This window comes from Gillisella vitis (assembly GCF_021559775.1).
GTDB lineage: Bacteria > Pseudomonadota > Alphaproteobacteria > Rhizobiales > Rhizobiaceae > Allorhizobium > Allorhizobium ampelinum.
The window spans coordinates 3,583,269-3,605,988 of sequence record NZ_CP056047.1 but is presented as its reverse complement, the minus strand read 5'-3'; the positions used below and the strand labels follow the sequence as shown (position 1 = coordinate 3,605,988).

The 22,720-nt window shown below is 57.0% G+C and carries 21 protein-coding genes and 1 tRNA gene; 10 read left to right on the top strand and 12 right to left on the bottom strand.

Annotated elements, in window-relative coordinates; all coding sequences use genetic code 11:
• The first annotated feature begins 9 nt into the window (after positions 1-9).
• The 6 genes from AVCG78_RS16605 to AVCG78_RS16580 all read left to right on the top strand — a co-directional run bounded on the left by AVCG78_RS16605 (position 10) and on the right by AVCG78_RS16580 (position 6,186).
• Entirely contained in the window at positions 10-702 is a 693-nt protein-coding gene (locus AVCG78_RS16605) for a CpaD family pilus assembly protein (RefSeq protein WP_174089618.1), read from the top strand.
• A 26-nt stretch (positions 703-728) separates the two neighbouring features.
• Entirely contained in the window at positions 729-2,015 is a 1,287-nt protein-coding gene (locus AVCG78_RS16600) for a CtpF protein (protein ID WP_071202380.1), read from the top strand.
• A gap of 49 nt (positions 2,016-2,064) precedes the next feature.
• On the top strand, positions 2,065-3,543 hold the full coding sequence (locus AVCG78_RS16595; RefSeq protein ID WP_012654662.1) for a CpaF family protein: 1,479 nt from the start codon (positions 2,065-2,067) through the stop codon (positions 3,541-3,543).
• Positions 3,544-3,546: 3 nt separating this feature from the next.
• Positions 3,547-4,551, top strand: a complete 1,005-nt coding sequence (locus AVCG78_RS16590; RefSeq protein ID WP_071202378.1) for a type II secretion system F family protein — start codon at positions 3,547-3,549, stop codon at positions 4,549-4,551.
• A gap of 10 nt (positions 4,552-4,561) precedes the next feature.
• Complete coding sequence (locus tag AVCG78_RS16585; protein WP_012654660.1) at positions 4,562-5,542, top strand: type II secretion system F family protein; 981 nt, start codon at positions 4,562-4,564, stop codon at positions 5,540-5,542.
• Positions 5,543-5,808: 266 nt separating this feature from the next.
• Positions 5,809-6,186: a hypothetical protein gene (locus AVCG78_RS16580; protein ID WP_012654659.1), complete on the top strand. Its 378-nt coding sequence runs from the start codon at positions 5,809-5,811 to the stop codon at positions 6,184-6,186.
• Positions 6,187-6,282: 96 nt separating this feature from the next.
• On the opposite strand, the gene AVCG78_RS16575 is transcribed toward AVCG78_RS16580, so the two are convergent.
• Positions 6,283-6,369: transfer RNA gene (locus AVCG78_RS16575), tRNA-Leu, on the bottom strand.
• Between the two features lie 421 nt (positions 6,370-6,790).
• Between AVCG78_RS16575 and AVCG78_RS16570 the strand changes: the two genes are divergently transcribed.
• Positions 6,791-7,195, top strand: coding sequence for a BA14K family protein (locus AVCG78_RS16570; RefSeq protein WP_071202377.1), 405 nt, complete (start codon positions 6,791-6,793; stop codon positions 7,193-7,195).
• A gap of 250 nt (positions 7,196-7,445) precedes the next feature.
• On the opposite strand, the gene pheT is transcribed toward AVCG78_RS16570, so the two are convergent.
• From pheT to infC, 8 genes are all read right to left on the bottom strand, one after another.
• Positions 7,446-9,869 carry a phenylalanine--tRNA ligase subunit beta gene (gene pheT, locus AVCG78_RS16565; protein WP_071206345.1) on the bottom strand — a complete coding sequence of 808 codons (2,424 nt, stop codon included), beginning with the start codon at positions 9,867-9,869 and terminating at the stop codon, positions 7,446-7,448.
• Positions 9,866-10,285, bottom strand: a complete 420-nt coding sequence (locus AVCG78_RS16560) for a hypothetical protein (protein ID WP_041696084.1) — start codon at positions 10,283-10,285, stop codon at positions 9,866-9,868. The genes pheT and AVCG78_RS16560 overlap by 4 nt, the downstream gene beginning before the upstream one ends.
• Positions 10,285-11,370 (bottom strand): phenylalanine--tRNA ligase subunit alpha, encoded by a 1,086-nt coding sequence (gene pheS, locus AVCG78_RS16555; protein ID WP_071202375.1) that lies wholly within the window; start codon positions 11,368-11,370, stop codon positions 10,285-10,287. Before pheS ends, AVCG78_RS16560 begins: the two co-directional genes overlap by 1 nt.
• Before the next feature lie 162 nt (positions 11,371-11,532).
• Positions 11,533-11,937, bottom strand: a complete 405-nt coding sequence (rplT, locus tag AVCG78_RS16550; RefSeq protein ID WP_012654655.1) for a 50S ribosomal protein L20 — start codon at positions 11,935-11,937, stop codon at positions 11,533-11,535.
• Positions 11,938-11,976: 39 nt separating this feature from the next.
• Positions 11,977-12,180 carry a 50S ribosomal protein L35 gene (rpmI, locus tag AVCG78_RS16545; protein WP_012654654.1) on the bottom strand — a complete coding sequence of 68 codons (204 nt, stop codon included), beginning with the start codon at positions 12,178-12,180 and terminating at the stop codon, positions 11,977-11,979.
• A 227-nt stretch (positions 12,181-12,407) separates the two neighbouring features.
• Positions 12,408-13,763 (bottom strand): sensor histidine kinase, encoded by a 1,356-nt coding sequence (locus AVCG78_RS16540; RefSeq protein ID WP_071202374.1) that lies wholly within the window; start codon positions 13,761-13,763, stop codon positions 12,408-12,410.
• Entirely contained in the window at positions 13,757-14,425 is a 669-nt protein-coding gene (locus AVCG78_RS16535) for a response regulator transcription factor (protein ID WP_012654652.1), read from the bottom strand. Before AVCG78_RS16535 ends, AVCG78_RS16540 begins: the two co-directional genes overlap by 7 nt.
• Before the next feature lie 1,454 nt (positions 14,426-15,879).
• A complete protein-coding gene (gene infC / locus AVCG78_RS16530) occupies positions 15,880-16,416 on the bottom strand; it encodes a translation initiation factor IF-3 (protein ID WP_041696081.1) in 537 nt (178 codons plus the stop codon).
• A gap of 203 nt (positions 16,417-16,619) precedes the next feature.
• Here infC and AVCG78_RS16525 point away from each other — a divergent pair, with 203 nt between their 5' ends.
• Positions 16,620-17,429 (top strand): alpha/beta hydrolase, encoded by an 810-nt coding sequence (locus AVCG78_RS16525; protein WP_071202373.1) that lies wholly within the window; start codon positions 16,620-16,622, stop codon positions 17,427-17,429.
• A gap of 174 nt (positions 17,430-17,603) precedes the next feature.
• Complete coding sequence (locus AVCG78_RS16520; RefSeq protein WP_041696079.1) at positions 17,604-18,218, top strand: transglutaminase-like cysteine peptidase; 615 nt, start codon at positions 17,604-17,606, stop codon at positions 18,216-18,218.
• Between the two features lie 64 nt (positions 18,219-18,282).
• Here AVCG78_RS16520 and mbfA read toward each other — a convergent pair whose 3' ends face one another.
• From mbfA to cmk, 3 genes are all read right to left on the bottom strand, one after another.
• On the bottom strand, positions 18,283-19,266 hold the full coding sequence (mbfA, locus tag AVCG78_RS16515; RefSeq protein ID WP_071202372.1) for an iron exporter MbfA: 984 nt from the start codon (positions 19,264-19,266) through the stop codon (positions 18,283-18,285).
• A 161-nt stretch (positions 19,267-19,427) separates the two neighbouring features.
• Complete coding sequence (gene rpsA, locus AVCG78_RS16510; protein WP_041696077.1) at positions 19,428-21,131, bottom strand: 30S ribosomal protein S1; 1,704 nt, start codon at positions 21,129-21,131, stop codon at positions 19,428-19,430.
• Between the two features lie 167 nt (positions 21,132-21,298).
• Positions 21,299-21,943, bottom strand: a complete 645-nt coding sequence (gene cmk, locus AVCG78_RS16505) for a (d)CMP kinase (protein WP_041697339.1) — start codon at positions 21,941-21,943, stop codon at positions 21,299-21,301.
• A gap of 279 nt (positions 21,944-22,222) precedes the next feature.
• On the opposite strand from cmk, the gene AVCG78_RS16500 reads away from it, so the two are divergent.
• Positions 22,223-22,609, top strand: a complete 387-nt coding sequence (locus tag AVCG78_RS16500; protein ID WP_012654645.1) for a TIGR02300 family protein — start codon at positions 22,223-22,225, stop codon at positions 22,607-22,609.
• Positions 22,610-22,720 lie beyond the last annotated feature (111 nt).

The following is a 22,720-nucleotide window of genomic DNA, read 5'->3' as shown; positions in this document are numbered from 1 at the left end:
GCGAACGCGATGACACTTCACCCTACCCTGCCCCTGACGCGCGTTTGCGCGCTCCTCCTCGGATTGATGGCCATCCTGCCGCTTAGCAGTTGCGGCGGTATGAAAGACGAGATGTCCACCGGCTCGATTCCCGACGATTACCGTACCCGCCATCCGATCATCGTCACCGATGTCGAGCATTCGCTGGATCTTCCGGTCGCGCAGGGCTCAAGCCGCCTGACGATCGGCATGAGCGATGCGGTGACGGGCTTTGCCCAGGATTACCGCAATGCGTCCACCGGCTATGTGCAGATCCTGGTGCCGCAAGGGTCTCCCAATACAATGGCGGCCTCCAGCATCGCTCGCCAGGTGCGCAGCCTGCTGGTCTCCAAGGGCATTGCCTCCCCTAAAATCGTTGAACGGCCTTACCGGGCTGGCGCAACAGGTGATGCCGCGCCGATCCGACTGAGCTATGTCGCAACCACGGCGGTGGCCGGACCGTGTGGCCAATGGCCGGAGGATCTCTCCAACGACACGGCGCAGAACAAGAACTGGCAGAATTTCGGCTGCGCCTCCCAGGCCAATCTGGCGGCGCAGGTTGCCAGCCCGACGGACCTGATCGCGCCGCGCGGTATGACGCCGATCGATGCCGAGCGTCGCTCGACGGTGATCGACAATTATCGCGACGGCAAGGACACCTCAACCACGACATCCACGGATTGAGTGACAAGGATCGCGGGGGCAGGCTGATGAATACGATCAAATACGATATCGCGGGACCGAAAGAAGACGGACTGGCCGCGGAACCGGTGAGAACCGGTAATCTCGAGCAATTGCGGCCCTTGCCGCGCATTTCCGTCCATGCGTTCTGCATCTCGGACAGTGTGCTGGCGGTGATGGAAGAGGCCGCCCGCGACCGTCGCATGGCCAAGGTCAGCATGCGGGTAACGAGCGGCGGCATTTCGGCAGCGGTCAATATGTTTGCCGGGGCGCCGACTCCCAATCTGGTCATTCTGGAAACCGATGCGAAGCCTGAGAATCTGCTCTCCGAGCTGGCGCCGCTGGCCGATGTCTGCGATCCCTCGACCCGGGTCATCGTCGTCGGACGCTATAACGACATCGCTCTTTACCGCGAATTGATGCGCAATGGGGTCTCCGATTATATCGTTGCGCCGGTCAGCATGGCCGACGTCATCGGGGCCTTGTCATCGATCTTCATCGACCCCGATGCCGAGCCACTTGGGCGCAGTATCGCCTTCATAGGCGCAAAAGGCGGCGTCGGTTCCTCCACCATCGCCCATAATGCGGCCTTCATGATCGCCTCGCTGTTTTCCTCCGAAACCATCCTGGCCGATCTGGACCTGCCCTATGGCACGGCCAATATCGATTTCGACCAGGACCCGGCCCAGGGCGTAGCCGAAGCGGTCTTTGCTCCAGAGCGCCTGGACGAAGTGTTTCTTGATCGCCTGCTGACCTCGTGTTCACAGAACCTGTCCCTGCTGGCTGCCCCCTCCCTGCTGGACCGGGCCTATGATTTTGAGCGCGGCGCCTTCCTGCCGCTGTTGGAAACCCTGCAACGCAGCGCCCCGGTCGCGGTGCTGGACCTGCCGCATAGCTGGAACGAATGGACGCTGGCGCTGCTGTCGGAAGTAGACGAGATCGTCCTGACCTGCGTGCCGGATCTTGCCAATTTGCGCAACGTCAAGAACCTGCTCGACGCCCTGAAGCGGCTGCGGCCGAACGACAAGGCACCGCATCTGATCCTCAATCAGGCCGGCATGCCGAAACGGCCGGAAATTTCGCCCAGCGATTTCTTCGAACCCTTGGACATGCAGCCAGCCGCGATCATTCCTTTCGATATTCAGCTGTTTGGCAATGCCGCCAATTCCGGCCGGATGATCGCCGAGATCGATGCGAAAAGTCCGACGGCGGAGACGTTCTCGCAGCTCGCCCATCTCATCACCGGACGGGTCAGTATCAAGAAGCCAAAAAAACCGGGTCTCAGCACGATATTCGCCATGTTGGCACGCAAGTAAACATGCAACCGAGGGCGTCTTTGCATAGGCGCCCGACTGGAACGACACAATGTTCGGTAAACGTGGAAATGAAGGGTCTGTAAAGTCCGGTTCCGGCACAGCGGTGCCGGTCTCGGCACTGTCATCGCCCGGCATGCCGGCGTCCGTTTCTTCATCCGGGCGGATCGAACCGGGCCGCGCCGAGCCACCCAGGCCAGCCGCTCCCGCCGATCCCGCTCAGCGTCGTCGCCAAAACCGGACCGAGGATTATTACGATACCAAGAGCCAGGTTTTTTCGGCGCTGATCGACACGATCGACCTGTCGCAGCTTGCCAAGCTGGACGCGGAAAGCGCGCGCGAGGAAATCCGCGATATCGTCAACGATATCATTTCCATCAAGAATTTCGCCATGTCGATTTCCGAGCAGGAAGAACTGCTCGACGACATCTGCAATGACGTGCTGGGCTACGGCCCGTTGGAACCCTTGCTGGCCCGCGACGATATTTCCGACATCATGGTCAACGGTGCCGGCCAGACCTTTATCGAAGTCGGCGGCAAAACCATCGAATCCGAAATCCGGTTTCGCGACAATTCCCAGCTTCTCTCAATATGCCAGCGCATCGTCAGCCAGGTTGGCCGCCGCGTCGATGAGAGCAGCCCAATCTGCGACGCCCGCCTGCCTGACGGATCGCGCGTCAATGTGATCGCGCCGCCGCTGTCCATCGATGGTCCGGCGCTGACGATCCGTAAATTCAAGAAGGACAAGCTCAATCTCGACCAGTTGGTCAAGTTTGGCGCCATTACGCCGGAAGGCGCGCAGGTCCTGCAAATCATCGGGCGGGTTCGCTGTAATGTGGTGATTTCCGGCGGCACCGGCTCAGGCAAAACCACCCTGCTCAATTGTCTGACACGCTATATCGACGCCGACGAACGGGTGATTACCTGCGAAGATACGGCAGAATTGCAATTGCAGCAGCCGCATGTCGTGCGTCTTGAAACCCGCCCGCCGAATATCGAGGGCGAAGGCGAAATCACCATGCGTGATCTCGTCAAGAACTGCCTGCGTATGCGGCCGGAACGGATCATCGTCGGCGAAGTGCGCGGATCGGAAGTCTTCGACCTGTTGCAGGCGATGAATACCGGCCATGACGGCTCGATGGGCACCATCCACGCCAATACGCCACGCGAATGCCTGAGCCGTATGGAATCGATGATTGCCATGGGCGGCTATTCACTGCCGGCAAAGACAGTCCGCGAGATTATTTCGGGCTCGATCGACATTATTATTCAGGCAGCTCGCTTGCGCGACGGCACACGCCGCATCACGCACATTACCGAAGTCGTGGGGATGGAAGGCGATGTGATCATCACCCAGGACCTGATGCGCTTCGAAATGGATGGCGAGGACCTGACCGGCAAGATCATCGGTCGTCATATCTCCACCGGCATCGGCAAGCCGCATTTCTGGGAACGCGCCCGCTATTACAACGAGGAACGGCGCCTGGCGGCGGCGCTCGACGCCATGGAACAGAAAACCGGTGTAGTATAAGCCATGACCATCAATGTGCTCGCCATCGTGCTTCTTGCAGCCCTCGCGGCGGGATCGCTAGCCTATGTCCTGTTGTTTTCACGGGTGCAGGCCGACAAGAAAACCGCCACACGCCTCGCCCGGGTGAAAAATGCGGAGGCCGATACCGCCAAGAAACAGGTGGCGCGCGACCGGGTTCAGGAGCTTTCCAAGCGACGCAAGTCCGTGCAGGACACGCTGAAGGAAATTGAGCGCAAGCAGAATGAGAAAAACAAGAAAATCTCCAGCCAGTCGCTGAAACAGCGGCTCGGCCAGACCGGCCTTGATATCAGCCTGACCCAGTTCAGCATTGCCAGCACCACCCTTGGCCTGGTGTTTTTTTGCCTGTGCTTTGTCCTCGGCATGTCTCTGTTTGTGTCCTTGGGTATCGCCTTTACGGCGGGTGCCGGCCTGCCGCGCTGGATCGTCAGTTTCCTGATCCGCCGGCGTCAGGAAAAATTCCTGACCGAGTTTCCCAATGCGCTGGACGTGATGGTGCGGTCGATCAAATCTGGCCTGCCGCTCAATGATGCCTTGAGGATGATTGCCGTCGATGCGCAGGAACCGGTCAAGACCGAGTTTCGCCGCGTGGTCGATGCGCAACAACTGGGCATAACGGTGCCGGAAGCCTGCGGGCGTATGTTCAACTCCATGCCTTTGCAGGAGGTCAGCTTCTTTGCCATCGTCATCGCCATTCAGTCCCAGGCGGGCGGCAATCTCTCCGAAGCTCTGTCCAACCTATCGAAAGTGCTGCGTGAGCGGCGCAAGATGAAGGCCAAGGTCAGCGCCTTGTCGATGGAGGCCAAGGCATCGGCGGTCATCATCGGCGCGCTGCCATTCATCGTCGCCTTTCTCGTCTACATTTCCTCTCCAGCCTATATCATGGTGCTGTTTACCGACCCGCGCGGCCATATGATTCTAGGGTTCTCGGCCTTCTGGATGTCTATCGGCATTTTCGTCATGCGTAACATGATCAATTTTGACATTTGAGGACGTGCCAATGTCTGCCGATCTTGCCGCCACACTGACCAACCCGACCCTGCTGATCGCCGTATTGGTGGCCATTGCGGTTTTTGCCACCCTTTACACCCTGATTTCACCGCTGCTGGAGCGGAGCGACCTCAATAAGCGGATGAAGGCCGTTTCCTCCGAGCGCGAGCTGATCCGCGCCCGCGAGAGGGCCAGAATGAACAGCGAGGGCGGGCGCGGCAGCCTGCGCAATACCGATAACAGTTCGGCGCGCAAGATCGTCGAGCGTTTCAACCTGCGCAAGGCGCTGGTGGACGACAAGACCATGGACCGGCTGAAAACCGCTGGTTTGCGCTCCCAAAATGCCCTGAACATGTTTCTGACGGCCCGTTTCCTGCTGCCCTTCCTGTTTCTGGCCCTGGCAACCACCTGGATCTTCGCCTTGCACAACATGCAGTCCAGGCCGTTTGCCGTGCGTTTCCTGGCGGCGGTCGTGGCGGGTTATGTCGGCTTTTACCTACCCAATATCTATATTTCCAACCGCATTACAAAACGGCAGCATTCGATCCGCCGGGCCTGGCCCGATGCGCTGGACTTGATGTTGATCTGCGTCGAATCCGGCATGTCGATGGAAGCGGCGATGCGGCGCGTCGCCGATGAAATGGCGTCTCAATCTCCGGCACTGGCCGAAGAAATGGTGCTGACCACAGCGGAACTGTCTTTCCTCCAGGACCGCCGCACGGCCTATGAAAACCTTGGAAACCGGACCCAGCTGGAAATCGTCAAGTCTGTCTGCCAGGCTTTGATCCAGGCGGAACGCTATGGAACGCCGATCGGCCAGGCCCTGCGCGTTCTGGCGCAGGAGGGCCGCGACGAGCGGATGAATGCCGCGGAAAAGAAAGCCGCCGCCCTGCCCCCAAAGCTGACCGTGCCGATGATCCTGTTTTTCCTGCCAGTGCTGGTCGCCGTTATTCTTGGTCCAGCCGGTATTCGCGTCTCGGACCGGTTCTAGGTATTTTGGTATAGCGAAGCGTTTGATGGATATCACAATCCGATACCCGCTGGCGAAACCGTGATCGGCAAGGCCTGCCTTATGCCCTTTTGCCCTCGCGGCGGCCTTCCTATATCAGAGATGACAGGCCCAGTTTGGGGCAGGCGCGCAACGGGCCATCGATTGTTTGTCAGGGACACCGCTCACCGATTTTCCTGAACCGACAAGCTTAAAAAGGGGACTGGGTATCCGGTCCTTCGGCACGGTGTCAGCAAATGGAGATCGACATGCAGAACCGAGCAGCAAGATGGACGGCAGCGCTGGTGGCAGCAGGCTTGACCATGACGGGGCCGGTTATGGCAGACCAGAACAAGAAGCCCGCCCTGGATAACTGGTCGCAGCCGTTGAAAGGTTACAAGGACCTGCCCGGCGTGAAGACGCAGGCCGAAATCGACCGGCAGAACCTCCAGCCAAGTTATCGCTGCCAAACCGAGACCGTGCTGATGCAAGGGCGCGGCACCCGCGATTTTCATTTTCTCGGCTCCGGCATGCCGCGAACCGTCTATCGCTGCACCACGGATGAGGGAATTACCTATACGGGCAGCGAACCGCCACGTACCGGCGCATGGCTGCCGGGAATCAATCCGAGAGATGTCGGAGAATAAGCACTCAAACAACGAAAAGACGCTTAAAAACAAAAAAGCCCGGCGAACCGGGCTTTTTTGTATTCATAAACCAAATCAAAGATTTGGCTTGGGAATTGGTGCCCAGAAGAGGACTCGAACCTCCACACCCTTTCGAGTACCAGCACCTGAAGCTGGCGCGTCTACCAATTCCGCCATCTGGGCGACGAGGAGGGATTTAGTAGGCCAGCCCGCGCCTGTCAACACGGTTTTTGAAGTTTTCATGTCAGGACCGATTTTTTTCCGATTGCCTCTATCCCGTTCATTTTGCAGCATCATTCAACATTCGTCCAAGCGTCTGAATCTAGAGGTTTTAATAGGGACAATCCGCGACCCAGAAAAAACTGGCGCCAATAAATGATTCATCTAATATACAAAGCGATCTCGCTCGAAAGCCTGAGTTTTTGATAGATGCAAGCGCAAGACAGATGGAATCATGTCGCCAGAAAAATTGCCTCGCCTTGAAACTGTCCCCACCCTTGAAGCTTGGGCCTTGAAGCTTGGGCCTTGAAGCTTGGGCCTTGAAGCTTGGGCGACGAGATTTATGTAATTCGGCATGTCCGGTTTTAGTGTGAGGAGGCGTAGAATGCCATTGTTCCGCAATGCCTTGGCTGGGGTTGCGTTCGTCCTTGTCGGCAGCCTGCCCGCTGTCGCCTCGGCGACCATGCCGTTTGCCGTGGACCCGCTCAGCGGCAACCCATCCCGAGTGATCGATATCCGCTATGTCTGCGACGTCTATGGTTGTTATGACCGGCCCGATTACGGCAGGCCGCCACCGCCGCCGCCAGGCTATTACCGGCCAGTCCCACCGCCGCCGCCACCCGGCTACTATCGCCCAGCACCGGGTTACTACCGTCCAGCGCCACCGCCGCGGGTATCGAACCGCCATGTCCGCTGGTGCATGGACCGTTATCGGTCCTATGATCCACAAACCAACCGCTATATTGCCGGGGATGGCCGCATGCGGGTCTGCCGCTCACCATTCCGATGATTTATACGAAGGTTCATTGAAAATGACACTTCGTATTCCATTTGAAAATATCTCAAGCCTCTGGCGCATTTGAGATATTTTCAATTTTTCAAGTCGAGGATGCGTGAGCATCTTCGAGACTTGGTATTAAGCGTCTAACTGTGTTGAAAACCTGAGAAACGCAAAACCCCTCGAAATATTCGAGGGGTTTTTACAATCACGATAAAAACAGCGGGACAAAGTTCCCGCCACCTGATCCTGACGATGGATGTCAGGCGCGTAGCGCACCGCCTGTGGTCTTCTCCACATTGCCGACGATCTTCTTGGTCAGCGCGTCAAAATCCTCATCGGTCAGGGTCTTGTCCGATGGTTGGATAAGCACTTCAATGGCCACCGATTTCTTGCCTTCGCCAACGCTTGCCCCTTCAAACACGTCAAACACGTTGACGCCCGTGATCAGCTTGCGGTCGGCGCTGGTGGCAGCCTTGATGATCGCGCCCGCTTCAACCTGTTTTTCGACCACAAAGGCGAAATCGCGCTTAACCATCTGCAAGGGCGAGAGATCCAGCGCAGGCTTGGTGCGGGTGGCCTTCTTCTTCGGCTCCTGCATGGCATCGAGATAGATCTCAAAGCCGCAGAGCGCACCGGAAACATCCAATGCTGCCAGCGTCTTGGGGTGGAACTCGCCAAAGTAGCCGAGCACGACCTTTGGACCCATCTTGATGGTGCCGGAGCGGCCCGGATGGTACCATTCCGGCCCACCCTGCTCGATCTGCACATTGCCCATGGGCAGGCCGCAGGCTTCCAGCACGGCCAATGCATCGGCCTTGGCGTCATAGACATCCACCGGCTTGCCGCCGCCCTTTGTGGCGTTGGACCACATACGACCAGCACCGCTAAGCGATGCCGTGCCACGACGCACGCCGCCAGCCACGCGACGCTGGCCTTCGGGCGTATCACCTTCATAGGTGCCGGAGACTTCGAAAATCGCCACATCGCCAAAGCCACGGTCGGCATTGCGCTGGGCAGCGGTGAGCAGACCCGGCAGCAGCGATGGGCGCATGTCCGACATGTCAGCAGCAATCGGGTTGACCAGTTTCAGCTCCGGCTTGCCGCCACCAAACAAAGCGGCCTGTTCTGCCGAGATGAAGGACCACGTCACGGCTTCCATCATGCCACGGCTGGCCAGCGCCCGCTTGGCTGTGCGGGTGCGGATCTGCAAGGTGGTGAGGATTTTGGTGTTGACCGCGCCCATGGATGGTAGAGGCTCTGGCGTAATCTTATCCACGCCATGCATACGCATGACCTCTTCCACCAGATCGGCCTTGCCGTCCACATCTGGCCGCCATGATGGCACAGCCACCTTGACGGTTTCGCCCTCGCCCGACACTTCAAAGCCAAGACCGGTGAGGATGGTGCGGGATTCGTCGGTGGAAACATTGAGGCCAGTGAGGCGCTTGACTTCCGAGAATGGGAAATCAACCACCTTTTTCGTGTGGCCCTGATAGCCAACCACCTTGGCGCTTGCAGCCTTTCCGCCGCACATCTCCAGCACCAGCTCGGTGGTGCGCTCAAGGCCGGGCACCATATAGTCCGGGTCAACACCGCGCTCAAACCGATAGCGGGCATCGGTGATGATGCCGAGCGAACGGCCCGATTTGGCAATGTTGATCGGGTCCCACAGGGCCGATTCAATCAGCACATTACTGGTGTTTTCATCGCAGCCGGAATGCTCGCCGCCCATGATACCGCCAATGGATTCTAAGCCATTATCATCGGCAATCACCACGGTGTTGGGTGTTAGCTTATAGGTACGGGTGTCGAGCGCGAGAATTTCCTCGCCATCCTTGGCGCGGCGCACGGTCAGCACACCCTTGACCTTATCGGCATCGAACACATGCATGGGCCGACCTTGATCAAAGGTCATGTAATTGGTCACATCCACCAGCGCCGAGATCGGGCGAAGGCCAATGGCAATCAGCCGCTTTTGCATCCAGACCGGGCTTGGGCCATTTTTAACGCCGTGCACGAGGCGATAGGCAAAGCCGGGGCACAGCTTGGCATCATCCAGCTCCAGCTTGACCTCAACCGAGGTCTCACCTTCCACCGCAAAGCTTGGAGCTTTTGGCTGCTTCAACGTGCCAAGGCCAGAGGCGGCCAAATCACGGGCAATGCCGAAAATGCTGGTGCAATCGGGCCGGTTTGGCGTCAGATTGATCTCGATGACCGGATCATCAATGCCTGCATAGGCGGCGAAAGAGGTACCGACAGGCGCATCATCCGGCAGATCGATAATGCCATCGTGATTGTCAGACATGTTGAGTTCTTTTTCAGAACACATCATGCCGTGGCTTTCCACGCCGCGAATATTGCCAACCGCCAGCGTCACATCCAGCCCCGGCACATACATGCCCGGACGGCCAAACGCACCAATCAAACCCGCCCGCGCATTTGGCGCACCGCAAACCACCTGCACAGGCTTACCGTCGCCAGCATCGACAGAGAGAACTTTCAGACGATCGGCAGACGGATGCTTTTCCGCGCTCAAAATCTTGGCAATCACAAACGGCTTATAGGCCGCCTTGTCATCAACATCCTCAACTTCAAGGCCAATGGCGGTAAGGCGCTCGCAGACCTGATCCAGCGTGGCATCGGTGTCCAGATGGTCTTTCAACCAGGAGAGTGTGAATTTCATTGCTTTTCTCTCAACTCGTGGAATCTCAAGATCGTAAAATCTTCAGAAGTTGGCGTTAGCCCTAGCTCACGCCGAATTTGAGATCTCACGTACTTCATCAATTCAGTAGTATTTGAACTTCCATCTACCTTAAGATCATCACTGTATTTCTTCGTTAATCTTAAAAGCTCTGGATCACCGAAAACCTGAACTCTATCAACAGCACGCTCAATCGCCTGCATTTCGTCCTGCGGACTCACAAAGGACGGTGTAGCAATAGCATCATACGTTTCAAGCAGGTACTTCACGATCAGCTCACGTCTTTTATTGTACTTCTCTCTTCTGGAAGACAATAAATGTGTAAGCCAAGCGACAACAGCCCCGCCAATCACAGCACTTGTTAACGTTAGCGATGCGGTGAGGACGGCTTGCTCCATCAAACGCTCAAGCCACCAAACAATGTCGGCACGTCCAATGGACGAAAACCGTAGTGGCTCATCCAGCGGACGTCGGCATTGAAGAAGTCGCGCAGGTCCGGCATGCCGTATTTCAGCATGGCGATGCGGTCGAGGCCCATGCCCCAGGCAAAGCCCTGGTATTCATCGGGGTCGAGGCCACCGGCGCGCAGCACGTTGGGGTGGACCATGCCGCAGCCGAGGATTTCCATCCAGTCCTTGCCCTCGCCGAATTTGACGATCGGGCCGCTGGAGCGGTCGCACTGGATGTCCACTTCGAAGGATGGTTCCGTGAACGGGAAGAAGGATGGGCGAAAGCGCATGGTGACGCTATCGACTTCAAAGAAGGTCTTGCAGAACTCTTCCAGAATCCAGCGCAGGTGGCCGACATTGGCGGTCTTGTCGATCACCAGACCTTCAACCTGATGGAACATCGGCGAATGGGTGGCGTCGGAATCCTGCCGGTAGGTCTTGCCCGGGATGACGATGCGGATCGGCGGCTTTTGCGCTTCCATGGTGCGCACCTGCACCGGCGATGTATGGGTGCGCAGCACTTTGCGCTCGCCATTGGCGTCGGGTTGCAGGAAGAACGTGTCATGCATTTCGCGGGCCGGATGCCCTTCAGGGAAGTTCAGCGCCGTGAAATTGTAATAGTCGGTCTCGATATCCGGGCCTTCGGCAATGGAAAAGCCCATATCGGCGAAGATGGCGGTAATTTCATCGACAATCTGGCTGATCGGATGAATGCGGCCACGCTCGGCAGGCGAAGAGCGCACAGGCAGGGATACATCCAGCGTTTCGGCCTTCAGGCGCGCATTGATGGCGGCGTCTTTCAGCTCTGTCTTCTTAGCGGTGAGCTGTTCGGTGATCTCATTCTTCAGCGCATTGATCGCGGCCCCACGGGTCTGGCGCTCTTCCGGCGTCATCGAGCCCAGCGTTTTCAAAAGCTCGGACACCGAGCCTTTCTTGCCCATGGCGGCAAGACGCACAGCTTCAATGCCAGCCTCGTCGCTGGCAGCGGCGATATCGGCTAAAAGGGATGTTTTCAAACTCTCGAGATCGGACATTGTCGTCTTTCCTGCCTATGTTCGGCCGCCAGCACCAGAGCATTTCCAGCAAAAGTGTATAGAGGTTTTGCGTCCGGAAATGCGTTAAACCATGAAAAAACCCGCGCCAGTTCTCCCAGCGCGGGTTTCCCAATAACCAAATTTCAGTTTGGGACGCGCTGGTTACTTAACCGCGGTCTCAAACTCGTTCTTCGTGCCAGTGTCCTTGAGGTAGGACAGAGCCTTCTTGGAGGCTTCAACCAGCGCGCCGAAAGCTGCCGGCTCATGGATGGCCATGTCGGACAGAACCTTACGGTCAACTTCAATGCCAGCCTTGTTCAGGCCATCGATGAAGCGGCCATAGGTCAGGCCGGACTCGCGCACAGCTGCGTTGATACGCTGAATCCACAGGGCGCGGAAGTTGCGCTTGTTGACCTTGCGGTCGCGGTAGGCGAACTGCTTGGAACGATCCACCGCAGCCTTTGCAGCGCGGATGGTGTTCTTGCGGCGGCCGTAAAAGCCCTTGGCGGCCTTCAGAACCTTCTTGTGCTTGGCATGAGCGGCAACGCCGCGTTTTACGCGTGACATGTCATGATCTCCTTAAATGATCCAAAAAGCGAAAGGGTCTCAGAGACCGTTAGGCAGGTAGTTCTTGATGACCTTCTTGCCGTCTGCTTCGGCAAGTACCATCGTTCCGCGTGCATTGCGGATGAACTTATTGGACCGCTTGATCATGCCGTGACGCTTGCCAGCGGCAGCAGCCAGGACCTTGCCGGAGGCAGTGATCTTGAACCGCTTCTTGGCGGAGGACTTCGTCTTCATCTTGGGCATTTTGCTACTCCATTGTTCTTGTATCGAAACAGGCAGACGAGGCCTGTTTTCAAGCATAAAGAACGGCCACGGCATGCCCTGCCGGACCGTTCGGACGGGCGCTTATAACCGCAGGCCCGGTAAAGTGCAACGGGATTCAAGTGTGCGAGGCAAAAATCGCTTCTGCGGCCTGCCGACACCAGAAAAACGGCGGCATAAGCCAATTATCCAGGCCAAGTGTCCCACCGTTAGATCGGGTGAGCTGGAATCTGACGGCCACCGTGGCGGGGAAATTGCAGCGTGACGAGCAAGCCGCCAATATCGGCCTGATCCAGGCTGAGATTGCCGCCATAAGCGGTCATAATATCAGCGCAGATCGCGAGCCCCAGACCGGAGCCGCCTTGGTCTGCGTCCAGAAATTCGCCCCGGCGCAGCACCTGCTGCCGGTCTTGCGGGCGCACACCCGGCCCATCATCACCAATGACGATCATCGCCATGTCCCGATCCCCAAACGCGCGGACGTGAATGACCGAGGAGGCCCATTTCGTTGCATTGTCGAGAATATTGCCGATCGCTTCGGCAAGATCGGCAGCGTCGGCCTCAATCGCCAAGCCTTGCTCCACCTCGACATCCCAGGCAAGCTCTCGCGCCCGGGCAATCGGGTCAAGAACCTTGACCAGTTTGCCTATCAGGCTTTGCATGTCGGTGACCTGCATTTGCTCGACACCAAGGCGGGCGGCCTGCAATTGCCGGTCGGCTCGCTGACGCACCAGGTTGATTTGCTCGAAAGCCGCTTCTCGCTCGGCGGAAGGCAGATGCTGCACCATTTGCGCCAACACCGTCAGCGGTGTTTTCAATCCATGCGCCAGGTCGCTGGCCCTGCTACGCGCCTTCTCGATCGTGTATTGCCGCTCGGTGAGCAAGAGATTGATCTCCTCGACAAGCGGCATCACTTCAAGCGGCACGCCGTCATCCATGACCCGCAACTGACCGGCCCGGACCATCGACACCTGGTTTCGCACACGTGTCAGTGGCTGCAATACCACCCGGGCCTGGAGCAGCGCCGCACCCAGCAAAACCAGGGCAGTGATCAGCATGACGGAACGCGAGCGCTCCCGATGCTGATCGAGCGGCTCCATCAGATTGGCCAAAGGAAATCCGGCATAGATGATAACCGGATAGTCTATGCCCTCATCCGAAATTTTGATTTCGCTGCGGAGCAGCAAAATATCCTCGCCATCGGGCCCTTGCGCGCGACTGAAATCGAATGGACCTTCCTGATGCAATCCAGTTCTGGGCAGTTCCACATCCCAGAGCGACCGCGACCGCAGGCTGCGGCCATCAGGCGTCCATACTTGCCAGTAACGTCCGCCGCTGACCGTGGAAAAGCGCGGATCTGCGGGTGGCGAGACGATATCAATCTTGCCATTTTCCACCTTGAGGCGGGAGGCAATGATATTGATAGTGACATTCATCTCGGTTTTGAATTGCTGACCGACATAGTTGATGAACAAGTAACCGACCGAGAACCAAAGGACCATCAGCGCCAGCCCGATTGCCAGGAAGGAGCCGATCGCCAGCCTGAAGCGCAGTGATCTCAGCATGAATTTTCGTCTGGCACGACGTAACCAAAGCCGCGCCGTGTTTCGATAGCACTGGCATCCGTTTTCTTGCGGATCCGCGCCACCATGGCTTCGACTGCATTTTTCGAAGCATCGTCATCGCGGCCCTGGATCTGGGTGGCGATCTCATACGCTGAAAACACCCGGCCCTTGTTTTGGACGAGAATCTGGATCAATCGAAACTCCAGCGGGCTGACCTCCAACAGGGCACCATTGAAGGTGACGGTCCGACCGGCCTCATCCACCTGAAAACGCCCGGCTGAAAACAGGGTATGGCTGGTTTTTCCAGCGCGCCGCAACAATGCGCGAAGCCGGGCCAACAACTCCTCTGTGCGGAACGGTTTCGGAAGATAGTCATCCGCCCCGGCATCGAAACCATCGACCCTTTCCATCCAGGACCCTCGCGCCGTCAGAACCAGAACGGGTGTCTGGATCCTATCCTTGCGCCATCGCCTTAAAATCGAAAGCCCATCCAGCCCGGGCAGACCGAGGTCGAGAATGATGGCGCCGAGGCCGGTATCCTCTCCAGCCTCCCAGACATCCGGCCCCTTGTTGACCAAGGTCACCTCGTAGCCCTCGCCTCTCAGCGTCTCCGCCACATGGCGCCCGATATTGGCATCGTCTTCAGCCAGTAAAATACGCAAGATTCAATGCTCTCCAAAAGACCGCCGTGAAAGAAGTTACAATCCGCGCAAGATTATATCGTGCATGGCGCTATAGGATTTTGTTTGTATAGTCTTGTCCAAAAACCGGTTTCCACTTTTCGGCACGATACAGTGTAGGCAGTCGCTGTCAGATTTATCGTGCCAGTTTCCCGGTCCGCGCATCCACTTTCAAGGTGCGAAACCGCCCGGACATGTCCTTTATGGTCAGCAAGTAAAAATCACCGTTGGAGAGATAGCGTAAATCCACGTCGATCAACCGCGAACCTTCAGGCAGTTTGAGATTGCCAAGCACCTCTCGTAACGAACGATAGCGGCCACTTTTGACGCCGTCCAGCACCTGTGGCCGAACAACGCTCGGATCGTCATCTGTAAACGAGCCGTTCGGAGTTCCACCTGGACCTCCCCCGCCGGGCCTGCTGCCAAAAGGTCCAGGAGAGCCTGAAAAACTAGGAGGGCCACCACTCGGCGGATCGCCGCCTCGCCATCCACCAGGAGGGCCACCTGGAGGGCCACCGCCTGGAGGCCCTCCGCTTGGAGGCCCACTGCGATTGTCAGAGGCCATGACGAGACTGGTAAAGAACAGGGATACAAGAAACAGGATTGCCGCCACACACCGACCGTAGACGCGGCAACCGTCTTGCCCGCCTTTCGCAAACCATCTCAGACACAAAAGTTGGTGCCGGATTGCTCTGGCGACCTCCTTTTTTCCATCTTCCGTTGAGCTGCTTCTCATGTCCATTCCGGTATAGGCAGAGGGCGACACTGGCTGACAAACTTTAATCGGCGCTCGACTGCCTGTATTCAGTCATAAAATCCCATTGGACCTCAGATAAATTATCCAGTCAACGCGACGTGTGATGCGCAAGGCGATCCGACGGCATTCTCAGGTTGATTCGTATAGGGCTATTTGAATATAGAGACCGCCAATAGCTGTAAAGTTAAATAACAAATGAAACAAATGTATCACCAGTATTTTTTGAATTTTCAAAACTTTTCTGATGCAAAATTCAAAAAATTTCAACTGAAATTATATTTTACTTCTCAATGGGCCTTGATCGTAAATATAAATGACATGATTTATTTGGATAGACCACAAAAGTGCATAAATCTGCACACTCCCGAATAAGGAACTCCGCCGTTCCATTTAGAGACGGCGGAGTTTCCAATAGGCTAAGAGCCTGATCGTCACCCAGGGGCATAGGATGACATAACAGACCGGGAACGTTGTGGGGACGTGGGGTAAATCCCGTCTGCTGAAAATGACAATGCCAAAAGACCACTGACACCGCGCTGACGGCCTTGTCAGGATTTTGTCAGGTTTACGCCTTCGAAGGCGACAAGATACTTTACGTAAAAAAGCGACCTGCGCTCGATAAAACGCATGTCGCTTTAAACTGGCAGATGCTCGCGGGTCCGACTGACACGCCGCTGGCTTATTTAGGGGCCAGCACCATCATCATCTGACGACCTTCGAGCTTGGGTTCAGCTTCAACCTTGGCAACTTCGACTGTGTCTTCCTTCACCTGCATGAGCAATTTCATGCCCAGTTCCTGGTGGGCCATTTCGCGGCCACGGAACTTCAGGGTGACCTTGACCTTATCGCCGTCTTCAAAGAACCGCGACATCGACTTCATCTTCACCTCATAGTCATGGGTGTCGATGTTCGGGCGCATCTTGATTTCTTTGACTTCAACGATTTTCTGTTTCTTGCGCGCTTCTGCCGCCTTCTTCTGGTTGGCGTATTTCAGCTTGCCAAGGTCCAGGATCTTGCAAACGGGCGGTTCAGCATTCGGCGAAATTTCGACCAGATCGAGACCGGCTTCTTCCGCCATGCGGAGCGCCTGGTCCGTCGGCACGGCGCCGAGATTCTGGCCTTCTGCGTCAATCAACTGGACCTTTGGAACCCGGATCTCCCGGTTGGAGCGCGGCCCGTCCTTAACGGGGGCATCGGCTTTGAACGGTCTGCGAATGGTCGTATTCTCCTCAATAATTTCGGATAGTCATATAGGCGATTTCGGAACGTCAGATAGGCCCGATTGCCCCGCCTTGCAAGGCTGGGCACGCTCTCGGACCACTGTTCAGAGGTTGATAGCATAGTTTTTTAAAAAAATCACCTGCTGTCGTGAAGAGAAGAATCTGTTTTATACCTTATAGGCCAAAGCAGGAGACAATCATGACCAATGTCGGACGCCCAATAGAAACCCATGCCATCACCGTGGGACAGGGAAGCGATGCGCGCAGCATAGCCGCGCTGGTACGGGCGCCAGCGCAAGACGAACGGCCCACCTGCATCTGGCTTGGCGGCTACCGGTCCGACATGACGGGCACCAAGGCACTGGAAATGGACGATCTGGCCGCGTCTCTTGGAGTTGGAGCAATCCGCTTCGATTATTCCGGGCATGGCGCCTCTGGTGGGGCCTTTCGCGACGGCACTATTTCCCGCTGGCTGGAAGAGGCTCTTGCCGTTCTCGATCACTTCAAACCGGAAAAGGCCATTTTGGTCGGCTCCTCCATGGGTGGGTGGATTGCATTGCGACTGATCCAGGAACTGAAAGCCCGCCACGACAATCCGACCCAGGTGTCAGGAATGGTGTTGATCGCACCAGCGCCCGACTTAACGTCGGACTTGATCGAGCCACTGCTTGGCGACCGGGAGCGGAAAGACCTAGCCGAGAAAGGCTATTTCGAGGAAATCTCTGAGTATAGCCCGGAGCCGAATATCTTCACGCGTGCGCTCATGGAAGACGGGCGCGCTAATCGGGTGATGTCCGGCATGATCGACACCGGCTGCCCCGTCCATATCCTGCAAGGCATGGCCGATCCTGATGTCCCCTACCAGCATGCGCTGAAACTGGTTGAACACCTGCCCGCCGACGATGTTGTGTTGACATTGGTGCGTGACGGCGATCATCGCCTGTCGCGTCCGCAGGACATCGACCGGATGCGCAACGCCATTCGCGCCATGATCGAACCACGGCCATGAAGGCTGAGGCCAAACCCAAGCCTCTTGAGCCATTCGGCAAAATGCGACAAAAACTTCACACTCATTAACGGATTTTAACCATATTGGCCAATTGAGCCGCCCCTCGACCTTGGAACGATTGACTCTCTGCCCTTGGTAATCTTAACTCTTTGTTAAGAATTCAAGGGACGTCTCATGACCTTCAGGCTTTCAGCTCTGGCAGCATTTCTGGCACTTCCGCTGTTTTTCGCGGGCAATGCGGCTGCGGATATGACATCGGCTGTTCCAGCCTCGATGGTTACCGGTGGCATCACCTCGCAGCCCATTGGTCATTATGAATTTTGCTTGCGCTACAAGGCCGAATGCCAAGTGCGCAGCAAGCCCGCCCCTGCCCGCCAGGTTACGGAACACGGTTGGGATATTGTTCACGCCGTCAACATGGATGTGAACAAATCCATCACTCCGATGACCGATATGGACGTCTATGGCCGCGAGGAATGGTGGGAATACCCCGTTGACGCCGGCGATTGCGAAGATTTCGTTCTCTTGAAGCGCAAGCGCCTTCTCCAGGCCGGATTTTCTGAAGCGGATCTTTTAATTACCGTCGTGCGCAAAGCCGATGGCGAAGGCCATGCGGTACTGACGCTGCGCACATCCGCAGGCGACTATATTCTCGATAATCTGGTTGATGACGTCAAACTCTGGAGCCAAACCTCCTACACCTATCTGAAACGGCAGGCGAGCTTCGATACCGGTCGTTGGGTCACGATTGAAAGTGGCAAGGATGTTCCGGTCGCGGCGTTGAAATAGGGTAACAGACAATCGGTAAAAGGCCTGGATGCGGAAACGCTCCAGGCCTTTTTCATGGACTATTTCAACCATTGCCGATCAGGATACCGGCGGCCAGAACCAACGAACCGCCTAGCACCACCTGCATGGCCGCACGCCAGAACGGCGTTTCCATATATTTATTCTGGATGAAGGCGATGGCCCATAATTCGATGAACACCACCACACCCGCCGTCGCTGTCGCCGTCCAGAAATGCGGAATGAGATAAGGCAGCGCATGGCCAAGGCCACCCAACGCTGTCATGATGCCGCAGGCCAGGCCGCGCTTGATCGGTGAACCTCGGCCGGAAATCTTGCCGTCGTCATGAGAGGCTTCTGTGAAGCCCATGGAAATACCCGCCCCCACCGAGGCCGAGAGGCCGACCAAAAAGGTTTGCCAGGTATCGCCGGTAGCAAAGGCTGCCGCAAAGATCGGCGCGAGCGTCGAAACCGAACCATCCATCAATCCGGCGAGGCCCGGCTGCACATAGGTGAGAACGAACTGCCGCTTGGCGGTTTCCTGTTCCAGCTTCTGGACGTCCTCCGGCCGATGCTTTTCGCCCAGCATATGGGCCACATCCTCGTGACCCTGCTCCGCCATCGCCAGATCGCCGAGAAGCGCTCTTGTGCGGGCGTCCGAGACATGTTTCTGGGCCTCGACATAAAAATTATAAGCAGAACGCTCCATGGCTTCCGCCTCTTCGCGCACCTGATCGACGGAAAGCTGGGCCTGAAGCCAATCGGGCTTGCGCGCCATGAAACCCTGGACATGTTCCCGGCGGATCAGAGGAATGTGCTCGCCAAACCGCTGGCGGTGCATGTCGATCAGCATGTTCCGGTGAGCGTGCTCCACCTCCGCCATATCCTGGAAAACCTTGGCGGATTGGGGATATTGCTCTTTCAACCGCTCCGCATAGGCCAGATAGATCCGCGCATCGTCTTCCTCAGACGAAATCGCCAGCGCAAGAACTTCCTGTTCGTTCAGACTATCCAGACGCCGCTTCGCAGAGGCGAATAAGGTGCGAAACATGATGGCCGCTCTCCAATTTAGAATAATTCTAAATTTAGAGCATTGCTCGATGGGCGGCAAGAGCCGTTTTCGGCAATCATCACGCCCGCAACCATCAAGCCAAAGAAAAACCCGCCGGACATCGCTGCCCGGCGGGTTTTTAATTTTCTAAACCGCGACGATTAATCGTTGCTGCGGTTCTTCAGGGCTGCGCCCAGGATGTCGCCGAGCGAAGCGCCACTATCGGACGAACCGAACTGAGCAACGGCTTCCTTCTCTTCAGCGATTTCCAGCGCCTTGATCGACAGCATGACCTTGCGATCCTTCTTGGAGAAGTTGGTGACGCGAGCGTCAAAAACCTGGCCAACGGAGAAACGCTCAGGGCGCTGGTCGTCACGGTCACGAGCGAGGTCGGCGCGGCGGATGAAGGACACGATGTCTTCATGGTTGACGAGCTTGACTTCGACGCCACCGTCATTGACCGCGATCACTTCGCAGGAAACAACAGCATTCTTGCGCAGATCGCCGGAAGCGGCGGCATCACCAACCGCGTCCTTGCCGAGCTGCTTGATGCCGAGCGAGATACGCTCCTTTTCGACATCCACATCGAGAACAACGGCGCGAACGACGTCGCCCTTGTTGTATTCTTCGATAACCTGCTCACCTGGACGGTTCCAGTCGAGATCCGACAGGTGAACCATGCCGTCAACGTCGCCTTCGAGGCCGATGAACAGGCCGAATTCGGTCTTGTTCTTGACTTCGCCTTCGACTTCAGCGCCAGCCGGATGGCTGTAGGCAAATGCCTGCCATGGGTTTTCGAGGGTCTGCTTCAGGCCAAGCGAGATACGACGCTTGGACGGATCGACTTCGAGAACAACCACGTCAACTTCCTGGCTTGTGGACAGGATCTTGCCGGGGTGTACGTTCTTCTTGGTCCAGGACATTTCGGAAATGTGGATCAGGCCTTCAATGCCCGGCTCCAGCTCAACGAATGCACCGTAATCGGTGATGTTGGTCACGGTACCGGAGATCTTCTTGCCAACCGGGTACTTGGCAGCAATGCCATCCCAAGGATCAGACTCGAGCTGCTTCATGCCGAGCGAGATGCGGTGGGTTTCCTGGTTGATACGGATGATCTGAACCTTGACCGACTGGCCGATGGACAGGATTTCCGAAGGATGGTTCACACGACGCCATGCCATGTCGGTGACATGCAGCAGGCCGTCGATGCCGCCGAGGTCAACGAACGCACCGTAATCGGTGATGTTCTTGACGACGCCTTCAACAACCTGGCCTTCTTCGAGGTTCTGGACGATTTCAGAACGCTGCTCGGCGCGGGACTCTTCCAGAACCGTACGGCGCGAAACCACGATGTTGCCGCGACGCTTGTCCATCTTGAGGATTTCGAAGGGCTGCGGGTTGTGCATCAGCGGGGTCACGTCGCGGATCGGGCGGATATCCACCTGAGAGCGCGGCAGGAAGGCAACGGCACCGTCCAGATCGACGGTGAAGCCACCCTTGACCTGGTTGAAGATAACGCCTTCGACGCGCTCGCCAGCTTCGAACTTGGCTTCGAGCTTGATCCAGCTTTCTTCGCGACGGGCCTTTTCGCGCGACAGAACAGCTTCGCCCAGCGCGTTTTCAATGCGCTCGACATAAACTTCAACTTCGTCACCAACTTTCAGCTGGCCGTCCTTGGCGCGAGCGCCAAATTCCTTCAGCGGAACGCGGCCTTCGACCTTGAGGCCGACGTCAACGATAGCGACGTCCTTCTCGATGGCCGTAACGATGCCCTTGGCAACATAGCCTTCGGCCAGATCGGTCTTTGCGAAGGATTCTTCCAGCAGGGCCGCGAAATCGTCCCGTGTCGGGGTAGAAACAGACATGAAATCTCCTAATCGCATCCCCTTGGGAATGCGCAGTGCGCCGGTGGGTTGGTGTTGATAACGGCCGATCCCGCGTCCGCCCTTATAAAAGGACAACCCGGCGCAAGGACGCTGGTTTCGGCTGGTCCAGACAAAACCGGTCGTCGGTCCTGCCTGCTGAATGCATGCTAATTGTTTTTCAATGCCGCATCGATCAAGGAACGCGCGGCCTGAAACGCCGCCTCTATACTCATTTCGGACGTATCTAGCAAGTGCGCGTCTTCAGCAGGTTTCAACGGACTGTCGGCACGGCCCATGTCGCGGTCGTCGCGCCGCTTCACATCCTCAAAAACCGCGGGATAATCAGCCACGCCACCATGAGCGACAATCTCGTCAAAGCGACGCCGGGCGCGCACCTCCGGAGAGGCCGTGACATAGAGCTTAACCGCCGCATCCGGGCAGACAACGGTGCCGATATCGCGTCCGTCCAGCACCGCACCGGGGGCTTTCAGCGAAAACCGTCGCTGCGCCTCGACCAGAGCGCGACGCACCGCGGGCATGACGGCGATTTTCGACGCCGCCTCACCGATATCGTGCTTGGCCAGAACCTCCCGGTCCAGACCGGAAAGATCGAGCCCCAGCGCCACCTGCTCGGCCACGGCCTCATTATCGAGCGGCAGGCTTTTTTCCAAAAGCGCCTTGGCTGTGGCGCGGTAGGTCAGCCCCGTGTCCAGATGATGAAAGCCGTAACTGTCGGCGATCCGGCGTGACAGCGTTCCCTTGCCGGCAGCCGCAGGACCGTCGATGGCGATTACAAACGTGTTTTCCGTCACCTCAGTCAAACGGCCATCCTCTTCCTGTCTGCATACCTCGTGTTGCACGGCCCCGTAGCACACCAGATGCTCAAGGTCATCCCCGCTCCATCGCTCGACATTCCTCCCTCTGACCAGTCTTTACCGGGGCGAAAGCGGCAAAGCTGCGGATCGAACAGCCAGTTTGCCTTTGACAGAAGCCGGCACAACGATTAAGGGACCGACGATAGTTGGACCGGCCTTCGGGCCCGGGTCCTCGGCGCATGCCCTCTTTTCCAACGATTTCATGAGGCTTTGACAGTGGCGAATGCAGAACTTGGAACCAAACGCACTTGCCCCGACACCGGCAAGAAATTCTACGATCTGAACAATGATCCGGTCGTATCCCCCTATACGAAGAAATCCTGGCCGCTCTCTTACTTTGAAGAGACCTCGGTAGCCGCCATCATGGAAAAGGCTGAAGAGGAAGAGGTCGCGGAAGTCGATACCGAGAACACCGATGTCGAGTTGGTTTCGCTGGAAGACGCGGACGATGCAGCCGGTGGCGACGACATTCCTGACATTGGCGATGACGATGTCGAAATCGGCGATGACGATGACGACACCTTCCTGGAAGCCGATGAAGACGACGAAGACGACGACATGTCCGGCATTATCGGCGTGACCGGCGACGACGACGAAGTCTGATTCAACAGCTCTGCGCGCCCGGATGATAAAAAAACATCCGGGGGCGCATTTTTTGGCTTGTCATGTGCAAAAGCAGCACGTATGAAGCCGCCACACCGAACGAAGCACTGC

Excerpts from the sequence above, each read along its gene's own strand:
- AVCG78_RS16605 (WP_174089618.1), top strand. The coding sequence starts at position 10 with ATGACACTTCACCCTACCCTGCCCCTGACGCGCGTTTGCGCGCTCCTC.
- pheS (WP_071202375.1), bottom strand. The coding sequence starts at position 11,370 with ATGTCCGATCTCGAGAGTTTGAAAACATCCCTTTTAGCCGATATCGCC.
- AVCG78_RS16570 (WP_071202377.1), top strand. The coding sequence starts at position 6,791 with ATGCCATTGTTCCGCAATGCCTTGGCTGGGGTTGCGTTCGTCCTTGTC.
- AVCG78_RS16520 (WP_041696079.1), top strand. The coding sequence starts at position 17,604 with ATGACCTTCAGGCTTTCAGCTCTGGCAGCATTTCTGGCACTTCCGCTG.
- AVCG78_RS16590 (WP_071202378.1), top strand. The coding sequence starts at position 3,547 with ATGACCATCAATGTGCTCGCCATCGTGCTTCTTGCAGCCCTCGCGGCG.
- AVCG78_RS16525 (WP_071202373.1), top strand. The coding sequence starts at position 16,620 with ATGACCAATGTCGGACGCCCAATAGAAACCCATGCCATCACCGTGGGA.
- AVCG78_RS16585 (WP_012654660.1), top strand. The coding sequence starts at position 4,562 with ATGTCTGCCGATCTTGCCGCCACACTGACCAACCCGACCCTGCTGATC.
- AVCG78_RS16560 (WP_041696084.1), bottom strand. The coding sequence starts at position 10,285 with ATGGAGCAAGCCGTCCTCACCGCATCGCTAACGTTAACAAGTGCTGTG.
- rpmI (WP_012654654.1), bottom strand. The coding sequence starts at position 12,180 with ATGCCCAAGATGAAGACGAAGTCCTCCGCCAAGAAGCGGTTCAAGATC.
- AVCG78_RS16595 (WP_012654662.1), top strand. The coding sequence starts at position 2,065 with ATGTTCGGTAAACGTGGAAATGAAGGGTCTGTAAAGTCCGGTTCCGGC.
- rplT (WP_012654655.1), bottom strand. The coding sequence starts at position 11,937 with ATGTCACGCGTAAAACGCGGCGTTGCCGCTCATGCCAAGCACAAGAAG.
- AVCG78_RS16540 (WP_071202374.1), bottom strand. The coding sequence starts at position 13,763 with ATGCTGAGATCACTGCGCTTCAGGCTGGCGATCGGCTCCTTCCTGGCA.
- AVCG78_RS16580 (WP_012654659.1), top strand. The coding sequence starts at position 5,809 with ATGCAGAACCGAGCAGCAAGATGGACGGCAGCGCTGGTGGCAGCAGGC.
- rpsA (WP_041696077.1), bottom strand. The coding sequence starts at position 21,131 with ATGTCTGTTTCTACCCCGACACGGGACGATTTCGCGGCCCTGCTGGAA.
- pheT (WP_071206345.1), bottom strand. The coding sequence starts at position 9,869 with ATGAAATTCACACTCTCCTGGTTGAAAGACCATCTGGACACCGATGCC.
- AVCG78_RS16600 (WP_071202380.1), top strand. The coding sequence starts at position 729 with ATGAATACGATCAAATACGATATCGCGGGACCGAAAGAAGACGGACTG.
- mbfA (WP_071202372.1), bottom strand. The coding sequence starts at position 19,266 with ATGTTTCGCACCTTATTCGCCTCTGCGAAGCGGCGTCTGGATAGTCTG.